The organism is Methylobacterium sp. AC315 (assembly GCF_979253755.1).
The window spans coordinates 26,407-46,786 of sequence record NZ_CEEDEA010000024.1; the positions used below are offsets into that span (position 1 = coordinate 26,407).

General features: G+C 66.4%; 16 protein-coding genes. 2 read left to right on the forward strand and 14 right to left on the reverse strand.

The features are described from left to right. Window positions 1-29 precede the first annotated feature (29 nt). Window positions 30-509, forward strand: coding sequence for a PAS domain-containing protein (locus AC0IY0_RS24920; RefSeq protein ID WP_471765970.1), 480 nt, complete (start codon window positions 30-32; stop codon window positions 507-509). A gap of 715 nt (window positions 510-1,224) precedes the next feature. Here AC0IY0_RS24920 and urtA read toward each other — a convergent pair. The 12 genes from urtA to AC0IY0_RS24980 all read right to left on the reverse strand — a co-directional run bounded on the left by urtA (window position 1,225) and on the right by AC0IY0_RS24980 (window position 12,957). Beyond that, window positions 1,225-2,469, reverse strand: coding sequence for an urea ABC transporter substrate-binding protein (urtA, locus tag AC0IY0_RS24925; protein ID WP_419828648.1), 1,245 nt, complete (start codon window positions 2,467-2,469; stop codon window positions 1,225-1,227). Window positions 2,470-2,645: 176 nt separating this feature from the next. After that, on the reverse strand, window positions 2,646-3,482 hold the full coding sequence (locus tag AC0IY0_RS24930) for an urease accessory protein UreD (RefSeq protein WP_471765972.1): 837 nt from the start codon (window positions 3,480-3,482) through the stop codon (window positions 2,646-2,648). 2 nt (window positions 3,483-3,484) lie between these two features. Continuing rightward, window positions 3,485-4,111, reverse strand: a complete 627-nt coding sequence (gene ureG / locus AC0IY0_RS24935; protein ID WP_419828650.1) for an urease accessory protein UreG — start codon at window positions 4,109-4,111, stop codon at window positions 3,485-3,487. 42 nt (window positions 4,112-4,153) lie between these two features. Next, window positions 4,154-5,866: an urease subunit alpha gene (gene ureC / locus AC0IY0_RS24940; RefSeq protein ID WP_471765974.1), complete on the reverse strand. Its 1,713-nt coding sequence runs from the start codon at window positions 5,864-5,866 to the stop codon at window positions 4,154-4,156. 10 nt (window positions 5,867-5,876) lie between these two features. Then, window positions 5,877-6,572, reverse strand: a complete 696-nt coding sequence (locus AC0IY0_RS24945) for an urease subunit beta (RefSeq protein WP_419828652.1) — start codon at window positions 6,570-6,572, stop codon at window positions 5,877-5,879. Window positions 6,573-6,582: 10 nt separating this feature from the next. Then, a complete protein-coding gene (locus tag AC0IY0_RS24950) occupies window positions 6,583-7,266 on the reverse strand; it encodes an urease accessory protein UreF (protein ID WP_471765976.1) in 684 nt (227 codons plus the stop codon). Beyond that, window positions 7,260-7,724 carry an urease accessory protein UreE gene (gene ureE / locus AC0IY0_RS24955; RefSeq protein WP_419828654.1) on the reverse strand — a complete coding sequence of 155 codons (465 nt, stop codon included), beginning with the start codon at window positions 7,722-7,724 and terminating at the stop codon, window positions 7,260-7,262. The genes AC0IY0_RS24950 and ureE overlap by 7 nt, the downstream gene beginning before the upstream one ends. 90 nt (window positions 7,725-7,814) lie before the next feature. After that, window positions 7,815-9,122 carry a type III glutamate--ammonia ligase gene (glnT, locus tag AC0IY0_RS24960; protein WP_471765978.1) on the reverse strand — a complete coding sequence of 436 codons (1,308 nt, stop codon included), beginning with the start codon at window positions 9,120-9,122 and terminating at the stop codon, window positions 7,815-7,817. Window positions 9,123-9,195: 73 nt separating this feature from the next. Beyond that, on the reverse strand, window positions 9,196-10,524 hold the full coding sequence (locus tag AC0IY0_RS24965; protein WP_471765979.1) for an FMN-binding glutamate synthase family protein: 1,329 nt from the start codon (window positions 10,522-10,524) through the stop codon (window positions 9,196-9,198). Window positions 10,525-10,539: 15 nt separating this feature from the next. Further along, window positions 10,540-11,226, reverse strand: coding sequence for a GltB/FmdC/FwdC-like GXGXG domain-containing protein (locus AC0IY0_RS24970; protein ID WP_419828657.1), 687 nt, complete (start codon window positions 11,224-11,226; stop codon window positions 10,540-10,542). A gap of 36 nt (window positions 11,227-11,262) precedes the next feature. Beyond that, complete coding sequence (locus tag AC0IY0_RS24975; protein WP_471765980.1) at window positions 11,263-12,171, reverse strand: class II glutamine amidotransferase; 909 nt, start codon at window positions 12,169-12,171, stop codon at window positions 11,263-11,265. Between the two features lie 102 nt (window positions 12,172-12,273). Further along, the gene (locus AC0IY0_RS24980; protein WP_419828659.1) at window positions 12,274-12,957 is read right to left on the reverse strand and encodes a helix-turn-helix domain-containing protein; all 684 of its coding nucleotides are present in this window, start codon (window positions 12,955-12,957) and stop codon (window positions 12,274-12,276) included. A 1,024-nt stretch (window positions 12,958-13,981) separates the two neighbouring features. Between AC0IY0_RS24980 and AC0IY0_RS24985 the strand changes: the two genes are divergently transcribed. Continuing rightward, window positions 13,982-14,167 carry a ribosome modulation factor gene (locus tag AC0IY0_RS24985; RefSeq protein WP_471765982.1) on the forward strand — a complete coding sequence of 62 codons (186 nt, stop codon included), beginning with the start codon at window positions 13,982-13,984 and terminating at the stop codon, window positions 14,165-14,167. A 723-nt stretch (window positions 14,168-14,890) separates the two neighbouring features. On the opposite strand, the gene AC0IY0_RS24990 is transcribed toward AC0IY0_RS24985, so the two are convergent. Both AC0IY0_RS24990 and AC0IY0_RS24995 read right to left on the reverse strand, forming a co-directional pair. Next, window positions 14,891-17,533 (reverse strand): MGH1-like glycoside hydrolase domain-containing protein, encoded by a 2,643-nt coding sequence (locus tag AC0IY0_RS24990; RefSeq protein ID WP_471765983.1) that lies wholly within the window; start codon window positions 17,531-17,533, stop codon window positions 14,891-14,893. A gap of 518 nt (window positions 17,534-18,051) precedes the next feature. Next, complete coding sequence (locus AC0IY0_RS24995) at window positions 18,052-20,223, reverse strand: hypothetical protein (protein WP_471765985.1); 2,172 nt, start codon at window positions 20,221-20,223, stop codon at window positions 18,052-18,054. Window positions 20,224-20,380: the final 157 nt, after the last annotated feature.

Consider the following 20,380-nt stretch of genomic DNA (forward strand, 5'->3'; position numbering starts at 1 on the left):
CCTGGGATTGGGACATCCTCCGCGAGACGATGGTCTACGATGCCGGTGCGGCTCGACTTCTGACCGGTGATGCAGCGCTGGCCGAACGGGAGATCGTCGGGCTCGGCGCCATCGCGACTGTCCACCCGGCTGATCACGAGTGGCTGGCTGAACAAGTCCAGGCGGCCGTTCTGGCAGGTGGTTTGATGCTGGCGGAATTCCGCGTGATCGCCGAGGGGGGAGCCGTCCGCTGGCTGCTCAGCCGCGGGCGTGTCGTCCGGGATGAGGCCGCGCGTCCGGTGCGTGTGTGTGGGATTTTGATCGACATCACCGAGATGCGTGAGGGCGGCGAGCGCTACGTCCTCAGCGGTCCGGCTACGCTGGAAGGCCCCTTGGACCGGACCACCGAGCTGGCCATCGCGTTGAAGCGGACGCTGAGTGACGATACGCCGGCCGAAGTTCGGGCCGCCGCAGATGTGCTGCTGTTCGCCCTCGGTCGAGCCATAGCGCGGGCTACTAGCGAACACTGACGCCGGGCAGCCCCGGTCCATCGGTGAAACCGGTTGCACTGCCGCCCGAACCACCGACACGATCGTGGCTACCCCGACCCAGCGGAAGCCTCTGGCCTGCTGTCCCTGCAGGCACTCATCCGGAATTGCGTCGTCGGAGCGCTCCGTGGGGCGACCTCGCTCGACGGGACGTGGTCGCTGCGAGCGCGGCATTTAGCGTGCGAGCTATCGCTTCGGCGTCCGACCGTGCCGCTTGCTCAGTATGGTAGGCGATCGAAGACCGGCTATGTGTCGGTCCTCCGTCTGAGCGCGTCAGGACCCAGCGAAACAGCTCGGGGGCTTCCTGGCACGGCTCCGTCATCACCTGGAGGGTTGTGGTTACGTCGCTGGGCATACCCCTGCCTATCCCGACTATCCCCCTGTCGGTAGAGCCGCGGAGGTCGTCACCGGTTCCTCCACCGAGAACCGGTCCGCCATCCACCGTGCGTCCCGGCCAAATTCAGTCAGAGCTGCCTTATCAAACAGCCGATCGGCTTTGGGCGGTACTCATCGAAGCCCCTGTGATGCCATTGGAGCAAGATTGGGGACTACTGGCTTGCCGCGTGGAGCCGCACGACCTGTTCGAGCGTCATTTCGGACACCTCGCAGCAGCGCGACGGGCTCCCGCCCTTGTACGAAAGAAGGGACCGGTGCCTGGCATGATCAGCGTCGGCTCAGATCGGTCTTTGGCCTAGTATTATTGATAACCTTTCGGGAATGGATCTGGCCTGATCAGTTCCGGGCTGGTGTAGACAATTTCGAACTGACCATCGGGCCTGGCCTTGCCGACCCGGGTCTTCGACCAGAGGTGATGATTTTCGTCGATCTTGACATAGCCTTCCGGCGCATTCTCGAACTCAAGACCCGGAGAGGCTGCCACCACCTTTTCGACGTCGAACGAGCCGGCCTTCTCGCAGGCCATTTTCCACAAGAACGGGCCGAGATATGCGGCTTGCGTGACGTCGCCGATCACCGTCTTCTCGCCCCACATCTTTTTGAACGCAGTGACAAACGCCTTATTGTTCCGATTATCGATCGACTGGAAGTACTTCATACATGAATAAGCCCCTGCAATGTTCTCGCCGCCAATGCCGTCGACCTCGTCCTCCGTGACTGACAGCGTAATGAGAACTTGCTTCGACAGGTCGATGCCGGCCGCTTTAAGCTGCTTGTAGAACGCTACGTTCGAGCCGCCCACGATCGTCGCAAAAATCACCTTCGGCTTAGTGAGCTTGATCTTGTTGATCACCGAGTTGAATTGGGTATGGCCAAGCGGGAAGTACTCCTCGCCTACGACCTTGCCCTTGAGCGCAGTCTCGATGTGCCGCCGGGCAATCTTGTTCGAGGTACGCGGCCAGATGTAATCCGAGCCGATGAAGTAGAAGCTGTCGCCGCCCTTCTCCTTGTGGACCCAGTCGAGACCGGCGAGGATCTGCTGCGTCGCCTCCTGGCCTGTGTAGAACACGTTCTTGGACTGCTCCAAACCCTCGTAGAATGTCGGGTAGTAGAGAAGACCTTTGTACTGTTCGAAAACCGGTAACACCGCCTTGCGGGATGCCGAGGTGAAGCAGCCGAACACCGCGGCGCAGTGGTCGTTTACGAGGAGCTTTTTGGCCTTCTCGGCGAAGGTCGGCCAGTCGGAGGCGCCGTCCTCCTGAATGATCTTGATCTTGCGGCCGAGAATACCGCCAGCATCGTTGATCTGTTGGATCGCGAGCTTTTCGCCCTGGCTTGGTCCCGTCTCGGAAATCGACATCGTGCCGGTGATGGAGTGAAGAATGCCCACCGTCACTTCGCTGTCGGTGACCGCCAGTCCGCCAACATCCGCTGCCAAGGCCGGCGCCACAGCGATCCGCGACAGGGATGCGGCCAGTGGGGCCGTCGCAAGGCCGAGCAGCAGGCGGCGGCGCAGCGCAGAATGCACAGGATCGTCTGTCGCCATGGGGGCTAATCCTTCAGGTCATCCAAAAGGGTGAGCCGCCTCATCCGTACCGGACGAGCCGTTACGCACGGCATCCTCCCCACACGTCAATTTCTTCCAAAGAACATAAATTTCTTCAAGATGAAATCATTGGCAGCTTGCTCATATCGGCGCCGGCGTGCTCCGAGCAACGGCCGCTACTTGCGGCGGCGCGCCGGTTCGAGGCCGGTCAAGGCTGCAAAAGCGCGGCCCGCGGCTGCTTCCAGCCCTGCCGCCAGGGTGCCGCCATCGGGAGCGAGAAGCCGGAGGCCGAGCCCGGCACCGTTCGGCAGCGGGCTGAGGCCGGTCCAGCAGCCGGTGCTGTCAGCGGCAGCTTGGACCGCCTCGGGGCCCGGCATGCAAGACGACGGCCCGAGGATGGCGAGCGCGCCGTAGGCCCGCCACGGGCCGAGCGGCGAGGCCGGATCCTGGAAATCGGTGCCGGTGATGCAGGCGCGCTCGCGGAACAGAACCGCCCCGTCCGACGCCTCGATACCGAGCGACAATGCGACCTGATCGAAGGGCCTGCCGCGACCCTCGGGGTCATGGCAGGCGATGCTCTCGGACACGACGGCGCGGGCACCGGCCTCCAGCGTGACGCGTGTCGACGCCGCCAGGCCTGCGTCAGGAAATAGGATCAGCGGATCGGGAACCCAGTGCAGGAAGGCGTCTGCGCCGACGTGGATCCGCGTGTCTTGTCGCGCCGGCCGCTCGGCGCTGCGGTGGACGACCGTGGCGGCCTGGGTGGTGATGTGCGCCGCCGCGCCCGGTCCCATCGCGATGTCGAGGCTGAGATGGTCGCCGCGGTAAAGGCCACCGGAGGCCGATTGCAGGTACAGCGTGATCAGGTCCGGGCGCTGCGTATACAGGCGGAACGGACGCGTGATGTGGAATGGGTACGGCACGTACTGATCGGCGAGCACGCTGGTGCCGCCGCCGCGCACGAAGCCGAGCCGCGCCATCGCACGTCGACCGGTCCGGATGTCGTCGGACACGGCTAGGGCGCGAGCAGCACGGCACGGCCGATGGCGTCGGCCACCCGGTCGATGCCGAAGCCAGACCGTGCGTTCGTAGCGAGGACCGGCTTGCCGGCGCGGATCCTGTTGGACTCCGCCAGCATCCCGTCGAGGTCGACACCGACATGGGGCGCGAGGTCGACCTTGTTGATCACGAGGAGGTCGCAGCGCAGCACGCCGGGGCCGCGCTTGCGGGGAATGTCGTCGCCGCCGGCCACATCGATCACGAAGATCCACCAGTCGACGAGGTCGAGAGAAAAGGTCGAAGCAAGATTGTCGCCGCCCGATTCGAAGATGAGTAACTGGAGTCCCGGGAAGCGGGCCTCCAGCACGTCGCCCGCGGCGATGTTGAGCGTCGGGTCCTCGCGGATCACCGTGTGTGGGCAGGCGCCGGCCTCCACCGCCTCGACGCGGCTCGGATCGATCAGCCCCGAGCGGCGTAGCCGCTCGGCATCCTCCTTTGTGACAAGATCGTTCGTGATGACGGCTAGATCGACGCCACGCGCCTGCAGCACGGGAATCAGCCGTTCGATCAAGGCGGTCTTGCCGGATCCGACCGGGCCGCCGATACCGATCCGGGCGGCGTTCGCGGGTGTTGAGTCGGTCATGAGGGTACGGGCCGTGAAAGGGATGACGGGGGCGGTGCGCACTCAGCGCAGCATGTAGCGTTGGGCGAGAGCCAGGGTCCGGGCTGGCTCGCAGGTGGCGAGCACGCCGTCCACGAAGACGTCGAAGGTCTGCGGGTCGACGCGGATGTCCGGGCAGACGTCGTTCCAGAGCATGTCGGCCTTCGTGAGCGTGCGCGTTCCGCGGGCGGCCAGGAGCGCCTTGTGGAGGCCGAGCCGGCCGCCGAGATCGGCCTCGATCGCCAGGGGGTGGACGAAGCAGGCCGACAGCGTCTGCTTGGCACGGCCGAAGGCGCCCCATTGCGGCCGCATCAGCATCGGCTCGCAGGTCATCAACGAAGCGGCGGAATCGCCCATCGCGCCCCACGCGATGAAACCGCTCTTGATCACCAACTCCGGCTTGATCCCGAAGAAGGCCGGCCGCCAGACGACGATGTCGGCCATCTTGCCCGTTTCGAGCGAACCGATGTGCTCCTGAATGCCGAAGGTCCGTGCCGCGTTGATTGTGTATTTGGCGATGTAGCGTTTGATTCGGGCATTGTCGCCGAATCCCGGCTTGTCCTCGGGCAGCAGGCCGCGCTGGTCCTTCATCTTCGAGGCTAGCTGCCAGGTCCGGCAGATGACCTCGTGGATTCGGCCCATCCCCTGGCTGTCGGAGCCGAGCATCGAGATCGCCCCGAGATCGTGCAGCACGTCCTCGGCCGCGATGGTCTGGGCGCGGATGCGGCTCTCGGCGAAGGCCACATCCTCCGGCAGGGCCGGGTTGAGGTGATGACACACCATCGTCATGTCGAGGTGCTCGTCGAAGGTGTTGACCGTGTACGGGTTGGTCGGATTCGTCGACGACGGCAGGCAGTGCGGGAGGCCGGCGACCCGGATGATGTCCGGCGCGTGGCCGCCCCCGGCCCCCTCGGTGTGGTACATGTGGATGGTACGGCCGCCGATCGCCGCCAGCGTGTCTTCCACGAAACCCGACTCGTTCAACGTGTCGGTGTGGAGTTGGACCTGGAAGTCGTGTTCGTCGGCGAAGCCGAGGCAAGCGTCGATCGCCGCCGGCATCGCGCCCCAATCCTCGTGGATCTTCAGGCCCAGGACGCCGGTCTCGAGCTGTTCTCTTAGGGCGGCTGGTCGGTGGGTGTTGCCGCGTCCGAGAAACCCGAAATTGACCGGCCAGGCCTCGGCGGCCTGAAGCATCATGCCGGTGTTGAACGGGCCGCCGGAATCGATGCCGACCGTGATCGGCCCCAGCGAGCCGCCGAGCAGTGTCGTGACACCCGACGCAATCGCGTGGTTCGGCAACGCGGCGGAGTCGAAGTGCACATGCACGTCGATGCCGCCGGGCGTCGCGATCAGGCCCTCGCAATCCCGTACCGTGGTGCCGGCCGACACGATCAGGCGCGGGTCGACGCCGTCCATGATCGCCGGGTTGCCCGCCTTGCCGAGCGCCACGATCCGTCCGTCCTTGATGCCAAGATCGCCTTTCTGGATGCCCAGCACCGGGTCGATCACCACGACGTTGCAGAGGAGGAAGTCGAGGGCCCCCTGAGCCGCGGTCACCCCGGGCGCCATCCCGATCCCGTCGCGCAGGGTCTTGCCGCCACCGTGCAGGCACTCGTCCCCGTACACGGCGTGGTCGTGCTCGACGACGGCCACCAGGGAGGTGTCGGCGAGCCGGATACCGTCGCCGGTGGTCGGCCCATACAGGGCGGCGTAGTCACGGCGGGGGATCGTCACCATGGCAATTTCCTCAGGCGCCCTTGAAGCCGCGGGACTTCGCGCGGGCGAGCGCTGCCGCCCGCGCCGAAGCGTCGGGCAATGTCCCCTGCGTCAGGTCGTTGAGGCCGGTCAGCTCACGGGCGCCGCCAAAGCCGACCAGGGTCACGGTCTTGCGCTGGCCCGGTTCGAAGCGGACCGCCGTCCCAGCCGGGATGTCGAGGCGGTGCCCGAGCGCCTCGGCCCGATCGAAGTCGAGTGCCCGGTTGACCTCAAAGAAATGATAGTGCGAACCGATCTGCACCGGGCGGTCGCCGGTGTTGACCACATCGAGGGTCACTCGCGGTCGACCCGCCCCGAGCTCGATCGCGCCTTCCGCCGGCAGGATCGCACCGGGTTCGAGGGTATCGGTGGGGGCACCCTCGCGGGCGCGTATCGGCTCGTGGACCGTGACGAGCTTGGTCCCGTCCGGGAATGCGCCCTCCACCTGCAGGATCGGCAGCATCGCGCCGATACCCGGCATGACATCCTCGGTCGACAGGATCGTCGATCCCCAGCCGATGAGGTCGGCGACGCTGCGCCCGTCGCGCGCGCCCTCAAGGATCTCGTCGGTGATGAACGCGACCGCTTCAGGATAGTTGAGCTTGAGGCCGCGTGCCCGGCGCTTGCGGGCGAGTTCGGCCGCGGTGAAGATCGTGAGTCGTTCCAGCTCGGTGGGCGTGAGCAGCATCCTACGCTCCCTAGTTGGCGAACAGGCGCAGATCGGCGCGGGCGTGTCGCATGGCGGCGACCTCGATCAGCGGCGTGAAGCCCGTGAGAACAATCGCGCCGTCAGGCTCCTCGATCAGCGGACGCTCAGCGATCTCAGCAACGAGCGGCAGCACCGCCTGAAGGGCCTTCTGGCCCTGAATGGCGCCCACCTGACCGAGCCGGACGCTGGCCGAGACGAGGCCGGAGACGAGCTGGTAGCCCGCGACCGCGGCGGCCTCCGGTTCCGACAGGCCGAGGGCGCGCCACAGGGCACCCTGCACGGTCGCCAGGTGTCCCAGCATGTGGCCGGCGCGGATGGCGGCACGCAGGTCTTCGGCTCCGGGGGTCGCGAGCCGCGCATGCGTGGTCAGGAGGGAAGCGCCGTTGCGCCGACTGCCGACGCGCATCGACTCGACGAGCGCGGCCGCCTCCACGGCGGCGTCGATGCGCCCGAGGTGGTCAGGATCGGTGCCAATTCGATGGGCGAGGATTAGGGCGACGCGATCGGTCTCCGCCCAGCGGAAGCGGACGAGGCCTGTCAACGCCCGGATCAGGCTGGCCGAGTCGAAGGTGGGATCGCTCGCGACAAGCCCCTCGATACCGTTGGAAAAGGCGAAACTCCCACTGGGGAAGGCAGCGTCGGCCTGCTGGAAGGACAGTAGCCGGCTCAGCACGGCTCCGCCTCACCGAGGACCGTGTGCGTCATCAGCCCGTCCGTCACAAGGGCGCCTAGGCGGATAAGGTAGTCGTCGGCCGGCCCGTCCAGGGCGACCAGGATCGCCCCGTCGGCGAAGCGAACGCGCCAGTGGAGGTTGCCGGCGTGGTAGCCGAGCTCGAGGGCGGCGGCCTGGCTTCCCGGGACGAGGCGGAGCCAGCGCTCGGCACCGACCCGGGCAACGATGGCGTGGTCCTCGTCAAGCGCTAGCACTGCGCCGTCGAAGAGCGGCTCATCCCGCGGCAGGGCCAGTGCGATCTCCTCGCCGGACTGGGTCTTCGCGCGGATCCGCCGCCGGGCGACGTCTGCGCTGGACACGACGAGCACGTCCACCGTGCCGTGATGTGCGAGGTGGTGCAGGCGATGGGCCAGGTCGGCATTCTGCCGGCTGCCTAGAATGCGATGGATCACACGCATGTCGGTCTGCATCCCGCATCTCGTTGGCCGAATCGATGCGAACCTTGCAAGAGCTGGTCCGCTGGTTGGCGCCGGGCCACCACTGCCACCTCAGACATCGAGCGTGGTCTCGCGCTCCCAGGCAGTGAAATGGGCGCAGTAGCTGTCCCACTCACCGCGCTTCAGCTTGAGGTAGGCAGAGGCGAAGGCGTCCCCCAGGTTCGCGCGCAGGGATTCGTCGGCTTCGAAGGCGCGCAGGGCGTCGAGCAGGTTGAGCGGCAGGCGCGGGGCGCCTGTGACCGCATGGCCCTCTCGGTACATGTCGACATCGCTGTGCGGCCCGGGATCGGCCGTCGTTGCCAGCCCGTCGAGGCCCGCGGCGAGGATCACCGCTTGGAGCAGATATGGATTGACCGCGCCATCGGGCAGCCGCAGCTCGAACCGCCCGGGCCCCGGGACCCGCACCATGTGCGTGCGGTTGTTGCCGGTCCAGGTCACGGCGTTGGGCGCCCAGGTCGCCCCCGAGGTCGTGCGGGGGGCGTTGATGCGCTTGTACGAGTTGACCGTCGGATTGGTGATCGCGGCGAGCGCCGGGGCGTGCCGCAGGATTCCACCGAGGAAGTGCCGTCCCCGGGCCGACAGGCCGAACGGCATGTCGGGATCCGCGAAGGCGTTCTCGGTCCCCGCCGTGTTCCAGGCCGAGACGTGACAATGGCAGCCGTTGCCGGTCAGCCCCGGGAACGGCTTCGGCATGAAGGTCGCCCGCAATCCGTGCCGCTCGGCCACCGATTTGACCATGAACTTGAAGAAGGCGTGCTTGTCGGCGGTGGCCAGGGCGTCGTCGTACTCCCAGTTCATCTCGAACTGGCCGTTCGCATCCTCGTGGTCGTTCTGGTAGGGCTTCCAGCCGAGCACAAGCATGTGGTCGCAGATCTCGGCGATCACGTCGTAGCGGCGCATCAACGCCTGCTGGTCGTAGCAGGACTTCTCCGCCCGGTCGTGACGATCGGAGATCGCCGCCCCGTCCGGCGTCAGCAGGAAGAACTCCGCCTCGACGCCGGTCTTGACCCGCAGCCCCTCGGCGGCGGCCCGCGCGACGAGCTGCTTCAGCACCACCCGGGGCGCTTGGCCGACAGGGACATCCTCCATGGTGCAGTCGGCCGCGACCCAGGCCACGTCCGGCTTCCAAGGCAGGCGGATCACCGAGGCGGCATCCGGCAACGCGAACACGTCGGGATGGGCCGGCGTGAGGTCGAGCCACGTGGCGAAGCCCGCGAAGCCGGCCCCGTCCCGCTGCATGCCCCCGATCGCCTGCGCCGGCACCAGCTTGGCGCGCTGGCAGCCGAACAGGTCCGTGTAGGAGATCATGAAGTACTTCACGCCGTGCTCGGCGGCGTAGGTGGAAAGGTCGGTCGTCACGGCAGCCCCATAAGCGTGCATCGGCGAGAGCCGACCGCGCCCCATCCCGGCGCGGCCGGCAGGGTTGAAGGGACTAGAAGCCCGGTTTGCCGGGGTACCAATCGGTGCCGGCGAGCGGCACCCGGGCCATGGCGGCGGCCTCGAGGGTCAGCGCCACGAGATCCTCCGGTTCCAGATTGTGCAGATGGTTGTGGCCGCAGGCGCGCGCGATCGTCTGCGCCTCCAGGGTCATGACCTTGAGGTAATTGGCCAGCCGCCTGCCGGCGCGCACCGGGTCGAGGCGGGCCATCAGTTCGGGGTCCTGCGTGGTGATGCCCGCGGGGTCGCGGCCCTCGTGCCAGTCGTCGTAGGCGCCCGCGGTCGAGCCGAGCTTGCGGTATTCCTCCTCGTACGCTGGATCGTTGTCGCCGATGGCGACCAAGGCGGCGGTGCCGATCGATACCGCGTCCGCCCCCAGCGCAATGGCCTTGGCGACGTCCGCGCCCGAGCGGATGCCGCCGGAGATCACCAGTTGCACCGTGCGGTGCATGCCGAGATCCTGCAGCGCCTGCACGGCGGGCCGGATGCAGGCCAGCGTCGGCTGGCCGACATGCTCGATGAACACGTCCTGGGTCGCAGCCGTGCCGCCCTGCATGCCGTCCAGGACGACCACGTCGGCGCCGGCCTTCACGGCGAGGGCGGTGTCGTAATAGGGCCGCGCGCCACCGACCTTCACGTAGATCGGCTTCTCCCAGTCGGTGATCTCGCGCAACTCGCCGATCTTGATCTCCAGATCGTCGGGGCCGGTCCAGTCCGGGTGGCGACAGGCGGAGCGCTGGTCGATCCCCTTGGGCAGGTCGCGCATGGCGGCGACCCGGTCGGAGATCTTCTGGCCGAGCAGCATGCCGCCGCCGCCGGGCTTCGCGCCCTGGCCGACCACCACCTCGATGGCGTCGGCGCGCCGGAGGTCCCGGGGATTCATGCCGTACCGGGAGGGCAAGTACTGGTAGACGAGGATCTCGGAATGGCCGCGCTCCTCGTCGGTCATGCCGCCGTCGCCCGTGGTGGTGGAGGTGCCGGCCAGGCTCGCGCCGCGGCCGAGTGCCTCCTTGGCGTTGGCGGACAGGGATCCGAAGCTCATGCCGGCGATGGTGATCGGGATCTTCAGGGCGATCGGCTTCTTCGCGAAGCGCGTGCCGAGGTTGACCCCGGTCCCACAGGTCTCCCGGTAGCCCTCCAGCGGGTAGCGCGACATCGAGGCGCCGAGGAACAGCAGGTCGTCGAGATGCGGGAGCTTGCGCTTCGTGCCGCCGCCGCGGATGTCGTAGATGCCGGTGGCCGCCGCCCGGCGGATCTCCGCTAGGGTGTGGTCGTCGAAGGTCGCCGACTTGCGCGGCGGCATCGGCGGGTTCTGGTAGGTCATGGCCCGGTCTCCCGCTCAGTACGCGTCAGCGTTGTCGATGTTGAAGCTGTAGAGGCGGCGCGCCGAGCCGTAGCGGCGGAACTCCTCCGGCCGGGCGTCCGTGACCCCGGCCCGGTTCAGGAGCACCGCGAGGTGCTCCAGATGCTCCGGGCGCATCGCCTTCTCGACGCAGTCGGCCCCGAGGCTCTTCACGGCGCCGCGCACGAACAGTTTCGCCTCGTAGAGCGAATCGCCCAGCGCCTCGCCGGCATCGCCGAGGACCACGAGGGAGCCGGACTGCCCCATGAAGGCCGACATGTGCCCGATCGAGCCGTGCACGACGATGTCGATCCCCTTCATCGAGATGCCGCAGCGCGAGGCTGCGTTGCCCTTGATGACGAGCAGGCCGCCGCGGCCCGTGGCGCCCGCATATTGCGAGGCGTCGCCCTCGATCACGACGGTGCCGGACATCATGTTCTCGGCCACACCCGGGCCGGCCGAGCCCTGCACCGTCACGGTGCCGCCGTCGTTCATGCCGGCGCAGTAATAGCCTACGGCCCCCCGCACCGTGACGGTGACGGGACCGTCGATGCCCACGGCCACCGCGTGCTGGCCCCGGGGGTTGAGGACTTCGAAGGCGGTGTCGTTGGCGCCGGCGGCGACGCCGTGGAGGGCCTGGTTCAGGTCGCGCAGCGGCGTGGCCGCCAAGTCGAAGACGGGCATCGGGAGGATCCGTGACGAGAGGTCGGCGGGGACGGCTCAGGCGGCCTGCCGCTGGTCCCAGAAATAGACGGTCGCGGGCTCGGGCTCCCAGACGCGGGCGGCCTCGATCCCCGGCAGGCCGACGAGGGCTCGGTACTCCGAGCCGAAGGCGACGTAGCGGTCGGTCTCGGCCATGATCGCGGGCTTGCAGGCGATCGGGTCGCGCAGCACGCCGAAGCCGGATTTCGTCCCGACTACGAAAGTGAAGAAGCCGTCGAGATCCTGCAGCGCCCCCGCCAGGGCCGCGCCGAGGTCGCGCCCCCGCGCCATCGCGGTGGTGAGATAGGCAGCCGCGACCTCCGAGTCGTTCTGGGTCTCGAAGGCCATGCCGTCGCGCGCCAGGGCTCGACGCAGGTTGTTGTGGTTCGACAGCGAGCCGTTATGGACGAGGCACTGGTCGGCGCCCGTGGAGAACGGGTGGGCGCCCATCGTGGTCACGGCCGACTCCGTCGCCATCCGGGTGTGGCCGATGCCGTGGGTGCCGGACATCCCGGCGATCCCGAAGCGCTCGATCACGTCCTTCGGCAGGCCGACCTCCTTGTAGATCTCGACGCTCTCGCCCGCGGCCATCACGCGCAGGCTCGGCTGAAGGCTCTTCAGCGCGGCCCGCGTCCCGTCGAGCCGGTCGGTCGCGACGGTGATCACCGCGTGCGTGCTCTTCACCGCCACGCTCGCCGTGCCGCCGGAGACCTCCACCAGACGCTGCTCCAGCCCGGCGAAATCCGCCTCGGGCCGGGCCGATTGCACGGTGATCTTCGACAGGCTGGGGATCGGCGCCCCGTAGATCGCGAGGCCTGCCGAGTCCGGGCCACGGTCCGTCATGGTGACGAGCATGTCGCACAGGAGCGCGCCGAGCTGCGGCTCCAGGGCAGGGTCCTTCAGGAACAATCCGACGATGCCGCACATGGCCCACCTCCGATGCGGGTTCGCCTGGAGCATAAGCGGCCTTCGCGGCGGTAATCAACTACGAAGAAATAAAATTTCTTTCAGAGAATGCGCGGGGGAAGATCAGCCAGTGCCGGATTGCGGATAGGCGATCACCGAGAGGTAACGGGCCGGCAGCACGAGCAGCTCAGCCGGTCCGTGCGGCGTGTCGGCATCGAAGAACAGGCTGTCGCCCGGCTGCATGTGGAAGTGCCGATCCCCGTGCCGGTACAAGACCTCGCCCTCCAGCATGTAGAGGAACTCCATCCCGGTATGCTGGAAGGTCGGGAACACGTCCGAATCGGTCGTGAGCGTGATCAGGTACGGCTCGACCGTGACCCCGCTGGTGTTCTCGTGGATATGGCCGAGCAGGTTGTACTGATGGCCGGCCCGGGTGCCGCGCCGCTCCAGCTCGATTCCCTCTCCGGCTTTCACGAAGACTGCGTTGCGGACCTCTTCGTAACCGCGGAAGAAGCCGGTGATCGGCATTCCGAGGGACCGCGCGAGTAGCTGCAGCGTCGTCAGCGACGGCGAGATGTTGCCGTTCTCGATCTTGGAGAGCATGCCGGGCGACAGGCCCGTGGTCGCGGCGAGGTCGGCGGAGGTGATGCCCAGCCGCTTCCGGCGCTCACGCACCGCGTGGCCGATCGCCCGTTCGAGGTTGTTCTCGCGCGGTTCGCGGACGGCGTGCGGATCCTGAGACAGGACCGGCTCTCGTGCACGTCCCGGGGCTTCCCCCGCCGTCCGGTTCGACGAGCCTGACGGCATGGCAGTTTCCCCTCCTCGGCGCTCGCGGGTTCCGGCCGCCCTGCCGCGGCGTCGGATGCCTGTCAACGGCAAGCTTCGACCGAGGGTGTGGGAAAACGCAGTAGCGGTAGAAGGATCTTTCCGAAGACACCCTGGGCAGCGCTGAAATGGATGTCCAAACCGCGTTAGGGCCGTCCTCTGGCGGGGCTGCAGGTCTGCCGCATGGAATATTGTTCTACAAATCCGACGTGCGCTTCCGTTTTCACACAGCCTGGACCCATCGGAGAAACGCAAGCACCGGAAAACCTTTGGATCGACCACCCGGTTGGCACCGGCCGCAGGATCCGCGGTCAGTCGCCTATCATCGCGGCAGGCTTACCTATGTTCGCAGCGCTGATACAGTTCGCCTGTCGCCTGGCATGACGCTCCATGAGACGCCCTTACCTTGGCCCGCTCGGTTCGCCGGCGCGGACTTTTCAATGGCCTGGGCTTTGCCAGAGGCGCCAGCTCGTAGATGAGACCACGAGCCAACTTGCGGCGTACTCCTGACGGGGTGCGCCGCATCTTTTGCGGCATCGTCCGAAACCACCTGCTGCTCCCTAACTGGCAGGCGTATTGCACTTGATAATGGATGGCTGTGTTCCACCTCGAGTGCTCCATCCATCGCCGGTGCGCTAGCGGCATCTCGGTTGCCAGCGAGCAAATCGTGGCGCGAACAGAGGCTGTGGCAATCTCTGAAGCTAACACTCGGTTTACATTCTTACTCGCCCACAGATCGGGGGTAGCCACCCTGAGAGACGATGCCGGGCGGATTATCTGGTCCAAGCGGACAACGGAACCCGTAGATGCATAGTGGCCGCGCCTTCGCGTTTACAGCCAATGCCGGGCAGGAGTGGATCCGATAGCAGCGGCGCACCTTGGATCCTTCCAAGCTGAAATCGGGGGTGCACCATGTCCGCGAAGAACGGCGGGCTCAGGAATTTTGCAATAGAGATGCCACCTTCATTGAATTTGGTAGTCTCGAAGGACGAAGGACGGCACATTCATGGATACCCGACAGCCCCTTATCTGTCAGCCGATAGCAGAAGGTGCGCATGCGCGGGCAATGGGTCGCTCAAGGGATAGCTGCCCGTACCGAACCGACGCTCCCGAGCGACAGGCGTGGCTCGACGGATACGATGGTACTCCGAGCGAGGACGGCCCTGACGTCCCAATCTCAGACGCCTCCTGAAGTACCGAGGTCTTTGCACATTCCGGCAGGATAGACGCCGGGGCCTGCGTCGAACCCAGCAAAACTCAGGGCGATGCGGAGGGGCGACAGGTAGCGTCCGGTGGGACGCGGAGCAGCACTGTCACCTCTGAGGCTCGCTGCGCCTGGCCCGAACAAGCTCACGGTTGATCCGCTCCAGAAGCCTCTTCGGGCCGTGAGGGCGGGAAGCTAGCGCCTGCAGCCCGTAGGGCCTGCATGAGAGCGTTGAGCTGGGCAATCGTGACTATCGGCTCCCCGGGACTGCTCTCGGCTCGCACCACGACGCTCACAGGCACCCTGGCGTGCTGAGCCAGATCCCTGGGCGCCCAGCGAATGGAGAGCCGTGCTGCGAGTAGCTGCGGACCCGTGATCAACCCTTCCGCTCCTGGAAACGGATCCCGGCCCCGCCGCCGTTCTCGGAGATACACTCAAGGCCGACGGTTTCGAAGCACCGACTCATCGTCAGCCTTGATCTCGGGGGATAGGCAGTGTGGCTTCGGCTAAGAGCTGGACCAGTTCTGCCTGCCGCGCGGTAACCGTCTTCGACATCACAGCTTTGAGCAGCGACCGAACAGTTGCCGACAATGTTCCGAACACGGCCGATCTGCCCTCCGAAGCGGTGACTCGCAACTTCAGCCACGCATGCGCAATTCGCGCCAAACCGCATCGATTCGCATCCGCTCGCTGAGAGCCCGACAAACGCAGCTACGTCCGGTCGTGCAGAAAGTTAAGGATCAGAGACGTCCAGCCGGTCTGGTGGGAGGCGCCGAGACCACGACCAGTGTCGCCGTCGAAAAACTCGTGGAACAGGAGCGCCTCCTCGGCCCCCGCGGCCGCTGGGATCCCCGGTCGGTCGCCGAGGAATGGGCGGCGGCCGGCCCCGTCCTTTGTAAAGAGGGCGAGCAGGCGATCCTGGAGCGCGTCGGCAATCGCGGCGAGTGTGTGCATCTTCCCCGAGCCGGTCGGAAACTCTACGAGGAAATCGTCGCCATAATAGGTGTAAAAGCGGCGCAAGGCCTCGACGATCAAGTAGTTCATCGGCATCCACACGGGTCCGCGCCAGTTCGAATTGCCGCCAAACATATTTGAGGTGGAGTCGGCCGGATCGTAGCGGACCGTGAGGGAGGCGCCGAACTCGTTCAGGGAATAGGGTTGGTCGCGATGCGCCTTCGACAGCGAGCGGACGCCGAAGGGCGAGAGGAATTCCGCCTCGTCGAGCATACGCCGCAATAGTGCCTTCATCCGGTGGCCGCGCAGCAGCGACAGCAACTTGCGGTCTTTGACTCCGCCTTCATCCCAGCGCGAGACGAGGCATGCGAGATGTGGGCGGTTCTTCAGTAACCAGTTAAGACGCCGGGCGAAGTCCGGCAGGCGTTGGAGCACGGAGGACTCGATCACTTCAACGGCAAAAAGAGGCACCAGCCCGACCATGGAGCGAACGCGCAAGGGGATCGGCCCAGCGCCGGGAATGTCGACCTCGTCGTAGTAGAACTCGTCGTCCTCGTTCCATAGGCCGAAGCCCTCGCCGCCCATGTCGGTCATCGCCTCGGCGATGAGGAGAAAGTGCTCGAAGAATTTGGAGGCGGTGCTTTCGTAGACGTCGTTGTGGAGCGCCAGTTCCAGGGCGATGCGCATCATGTTGAGGGCATACATCGCCATCCAGGCGGTACCGTCGGCCTGATGCACCATGCCGAAGCCCGGCGGCGGTCGAGACCGGTCAAACACGCCGACATTGTCGAGGCCGAGGAAGCCGCCTTGGAAGACGTTGCGGCCGCCTGCATCCTTACGGTTCACCCACCACGTGAAGTTGATCAGTAGCTTGTGGAAGACGCCTTCGAGGAAGGCAAGATCACCGCGCCCGCCGCGGCGGCTGCGATCGATCTCGAACACCCGGTAGGTCGCCCAGGCATGGACTGGTGGGTTGGTGTCGGAGAACTCCCACTCATAGGCCGGGAGCTGGCCATTCGGGTGCATGTACCATTCGCGCGTCAAAAGCATGAGCTGCTTCTTGGCGAAGTCCGGATCGAGCAACGCCAGCGGCAGGCAATGGAATGCCAGATCCCACGCGGCGAACCACGGATATTCCCACTTGTCCGGCATCGAAAGTACGTCGGATGCCGCGAAGTGTCGCCAGGAGGTATTGCGGCCACCATCGCGCTCTCGGGGCGGCACTGGCTGTAGCGGATCGCCCTTGAGCCAGACCTGCACATCGTAGGCGTAAAGCTGCTTCGACCAGATCAGGCCCGCGGCGGCCTGCCGGAAGATCGCGCGAGCATCCGGGTCGGCGATCCCATTCTCAAGGTCGTCGTAGAAGGCGTCGGCCTCGGCCACGCGTAGGTTACGGACGCTGCCATCCGCATCGAGCGGGCGCGTCCGCGCCCCAGCCGACAGCCGCAGGCGGATCCGCTTCGTTTCGCCGGGGTCCAGGCGGAGCACATAGTGCAGGCCGAGCTTGGTCCCGGTATCGCGCCGGATCGCGGTCTCGTCGCCCCCGACGATCGCCGCATGAAGGCCGTCCTTGAATGGCCCTTCAGCCTCAGGCTGGCCGGCGTGGGAGCGCAGGTTCGTTTCGTTCTCGCAGAACAGCACGTCCGGCTTGCCTTCGAAGGCCAACCGGTAGCGGCCGAGGCGGGGATGCTCGCATGCGATGCCGCCCTCGCGGTGGATCGCGAGACACGGCCGCTCGTCGTTCTCTCGCTCCCGCCACGACCATGTGTTGCGAAACCAGAGTTGCGGGACGAGGTGAAGGTCGGCGGCCTCCGGGCCACGGTTCGTCGCGGAGACGATGACGTGGATGTCGTCGACATCCGCCTTGACGTATTCCACCGTCACGTCGAAGAAGCGGTCGCCCTCGAAGATCCCGGTATCGTCGATCTCGTATTCCGGTACGTCGCGGCCGCGTTGCAACCCCTGTCGCACAAGCTCTTCGTAGGGGTAGGCTGCCTGCGGATAGCGGTAGAGGAACTTCAAGTAGGCGTGGCTCGGAACCGCGTCGAGATAGTGGTAGTGCTCTTTGACGTCCTCGCCGTGGTTTCCCTGTTCGTTGGTCAGGCCGAACAGGCGCTCTTTCAGGATATGGTCGCGCCCGTTCCACAGGCCGAATGCGAGACAGAGCAGTCCGCGTTCGTCGCAGATTCCGGCGAGCCCATCCTCACCCCAGCGATAGGCGCGCGAGCGTGCATCGTCATGGGTCAGCGAGCGCCAGGCATTGCCGTCGCGGCTATAATCCTCACGCACGGTGCCCCACTGCCGCTCGCTTAGATAAGGTCCCCAGAGCGACCACGGCCGCTCGCCGCGCGCCTGCTCGGCGATGCGGCGACGCTCTGCCCAGTCGATCGCGTTGCTCACGCCTGGCCCTTTCGAGTGAGGGGCAGCTGAGGCAGGCTGATGGACAGGATCGTCCGAACAGCCATGCGACGAGGCAGATCGTGGGTCATGACGTGCCAAGCGACCAGAAGTCGAGCAAGGCTGCGATGCATCATTAAAGCCAAGTGCCGCAGGCAGGCACCAACGCTTAGGAGAGGACCGCGGCTAGTTTTCCACGCCCTTCGAACGTCACGCCTCGGGATGCAGACATTTTACGTTGTTTGAGGTCGCATGTCGGCGATTTATCAGGCAATTATCAAACTCTACGAGCGTCAACAAGAATCTGGGCCGGCTTCGACCGATCCATTAAGATCTACGGCACTGTAGCCGGCCCAACGGCATGTCACATGTCCGCTTTTGCTGTAATCCTTCTCCACGGCGGAACGACGGCTTTCGGCCAGCAACGGTCAACACGCACCGCTCGTCTGAGTTTCTGAGACTGGTGAATACTGCTGGTCCGCTTCGGGCAGACGACTGGGGGCAAATGTTCGGAATAGGCTCTATGGGATTTGCGTGTCACGGTGATCACTCATCAAAGTCGGCGCATCGGTGATGTCGTCCATGACGAGCTGGTTCAGCGCACAGATGAACGAAGACAGCCGGTAGCCATCGTGGCGCGAGAGCGCGTTGTCGAAAGCGCGGACGTTCCAGAACGGGTCGTTGGCGCGCGTGATCGGCGCCATGCCGGTCAACTGAAGGCCGTGCAGGAAGCGCGCGGCGGGGCCGTGCTCGCCAGGCCGGCCGGGTGCGAGGTCGGCGCTGTCCCAGAAGTTGCCGCGTCGGTCGGCGCGCGCCAGCCGAGCCCGGGTCAGCCAATGGTCGGAGCGCGGGCAGTCGAGGGCGGCGTCGGCGAGCGTCGCGTAGGGGTGGTGCCGTTCGAGGCCGGAAGCATCGAGCCCAAGTAGCTCGTGGGTCGTACCGAACGGCGCGGCCGAGGGTTGGGCATCGGCGAGCACGCCCGCTGCCGGCCGCGGCGGGTCGAGGTTGCCGATGGTGTGCGAATCCTCCCGGGCGGTGTTCTGGAACGGGAAGGTCGCGGCCAGCAGCGACAGGGCGCGCAGCGGCAGGGTCAGCGATCCGGCCACGAGGTCGACGGGTGCGGGCGGGGTGCAGCTCTCGCCTCGGGGCTGGCGGCCTTCGAACCGCGCCGCCACGCGGTCGAGGAAGCTCGCGGCCGGGCGGAAATCGAATTTGAAGGTCGGGAATAGGTCGTGCGTCGCCCAATCGTAGTCGACCCCGGCATCGAACATGCTGTCGGTCGCGGAGAGCCGGCTCCGGATCTTCCGGCGGGTGACCGCGAAGCTATCGTCAGCATCGAGGCCGATCCACGCACAATCCCCGGGTCGCAGGCCGCCCGCCGGGAACGCCAGGGCCGCGGTCACCGACATCATGACCGGTCGCTGGTCGGCCGGAAAGTAGCCGTCGTCGCGCGCGACCTCGGCAGCCGGCGTATGGGCGTCGGCATGGTCGGCCAGCCTCATCCAGACCTCGCGCTGGATCGCGGTCCACTTGCTCGCCTCGGAGGCCGGGTTGATCAGGACCACCAGATTGCCGAGCACCGGCGGCATTGTTTCTCCGAATTGATGGCGGCGCACGGCCTTGACCAGGTCGTCCTTGAGCCCGCTCGCCAGCATGTTGCCGCCGAGGCTGTGTCCGGCGACGATCAGCTTGTTATGCGCCCCCGGCGCAGCGAGTGTCGTCTCGATCGTGCGGAGCGCCGAGATCGCCGCGGGCGCGATGGCCTCGCTCACCGGCTTCCGGTCGAACAAGGTCGCGCCGGCCGAGAGATTTCCGAAGAAGCCGCCGATCGCGTCGCCGAACCACCGCCGCAGGCCGCGCTCGTCGACTCGCGCCCCGCGCCAGCCGATATAGATCGCCGTGACGTCCATGTCGCAGACGCTCGGGTCGCTGGGGCAGCGCTGCGCGAGAAATCGGGCGGCGTGGGCCGCGTAGAGGCGCAGGTCCGCCACGTTGCCGTCGCCAATCCGCGCGTCGTGCCGCCAGCCATGGACGAACGCGATCACGTAGTGCGACCCGGTCGAAAGATGCTTTTTCAGGGCGTCGAGCTGGGTGATGACGGGCTTGACCATCGTGGCCGGCATGCCCTTGGCCCGCATCTCGTTATCCATGGCGTGGCGCAGCATCGCGCTGTCGATGGCCGTGTCGCTCGCACCCTCGCGGGAGACCAGCGCATAAGGTTCGCCGTCCTCCTGGAACTCGATGAAGCCGAGATGGAAGGCGAGGTCGCGCCCACCGGCCTCGCGGGCCGGGACGATGTGGCGCTGCACGGCACAGCGCAGCCGCGTCGCCCAACGCGCATCCGTCGCGATCACCGCGCCTTCGTCGTTGCTGGCATCGACCCAACCGTCGCCGTCGGACGGCATCGCCGCCCGCAGGGTCTCGCGCCCTGTATCGGCCAGGATCGTCCACCCAGTCGCGAGCCCGTCACGGCATTCGGTCAGCCCCGGGTCGAGGTTGCGATAGGCGTGCGCCTTATCGGTGGAGAGTACGACGTAGTTCAGGAACAGGATGCCGAGGGCCGCCAGGACCAGCGTGGCGGCGATCCGAGCGGTGGTCCGGGACGCGTGCAACACCCCGCGAACGAGCCCGAAGGTCACCCGACGCACGCCGCTGCGCCGCCCGTCAGGCACGGTGCCAGGACCGGAACTCATCGCGCTTGCGTCTTGGTCAGGGGCACCCAAGCGCGCCGTTTCGGTCGGATCGCAAACGACGCCATCGGGATTCCTCTCCGTCCAGCCGGACTTTCGTTCGCCGCAGGCCTCCCGTTACGGTGCGGGCGGCGACGCGCAGGATGACCCAGCCCCGGTA

What these genes read in the sequence shown, in the direction of transcription:
- AC0IY0_RS24920 (WP_471765970.1), top strand. Translation starts at nt 30, where the DNA reads ATGGTCTACGATGCCGGTGCGGCTCGACTTCTGACCGGTGATGCAGCG.
- urtA (WP_419828648.1), bottom strand. Translation starts at nt 2,469, where the DNA reads ATGGCGACAGACGATCCTGTGCATTCTGCGCTGCGCCGCCGCCTGCTG.
- ureG (WP_419828650.1), bottom strand. Translation starts at nt 4,111, where the DNA reads ATGACCGACTCAACACCCGCGAACGCCGCCCGGATCGGTATCGGCGGC.
- ureC (WP_471765974.1), bottom strand. Translation starts at nt 5,866, where the DNA reads ATGGTGACGATCCCCCGCCGTGACTACGCCGCCCTGTATGGGCCGACC.
- AC0IY0_RS24945 (WP_419828652.1), bottom strand. Translation starts at nt 6,572, where the DNA reads ATGCTGCTCACGCCCACCGAGCTGGAACGACTCACGATCTTCACCGCG.
- ureE (WP_419828654.1), bottom strand. Translation starts at nt 7,724, where the DNA reads ATGCGTGTGATCCATCGCATTCTAGGCAGCCGGCAGAATGCCGACCTG.
- AC0IY0_RS24965 (WP_471765979.1), bottom strand. Translation starts at nt 10,524, where the DNA reads ATGACCTACCAGAACCCGCCGATGCCGCCGCGCAAGTCGGCGACCTTC.
- AC0IY0_RS24970 (WP_419828657.1), bottom strand. Translation starts at nt 11,226, where the DNA reads ATGCCCGTCTTCGACTTGGCGGCCACGCCGCTGCGCGACCTGAACCAG.
- AC0IY0_RS24975 (WP_471765980.1), bottom strand. Translation starts at nt 12,171, where the DNA reads ATGTGCGGCATCGTCGGATTGTTCCTGAAGGACCCTGCCCTGGAGCCG.
- AC0IY0_RS24980 (WP_419828659.1), bottom strand. Translation starts at nt 12,957, where the DNA reads ATGCCGTCAGGCTCGTCGAACCGGACGGCGGGGGAAGCCCCGGGACGT.
- AC0IY0_RS24985 (WP_471765982.1), top strand. Translation starts at nt 13,982, where the DNA reads ATGGATACCCGACAGCCCCTTATCTGTCAGCCGATAGCAGAAGGTGCG.
- AC0IY0_RS24995 (WP_471765985.1), bottom strand. Translation starts at nt 20,223, where the DNA reads ATGAGTTCCGGTCCTGGCACCGTGCCTGACGGGCGGCGCAGCGGCGTG.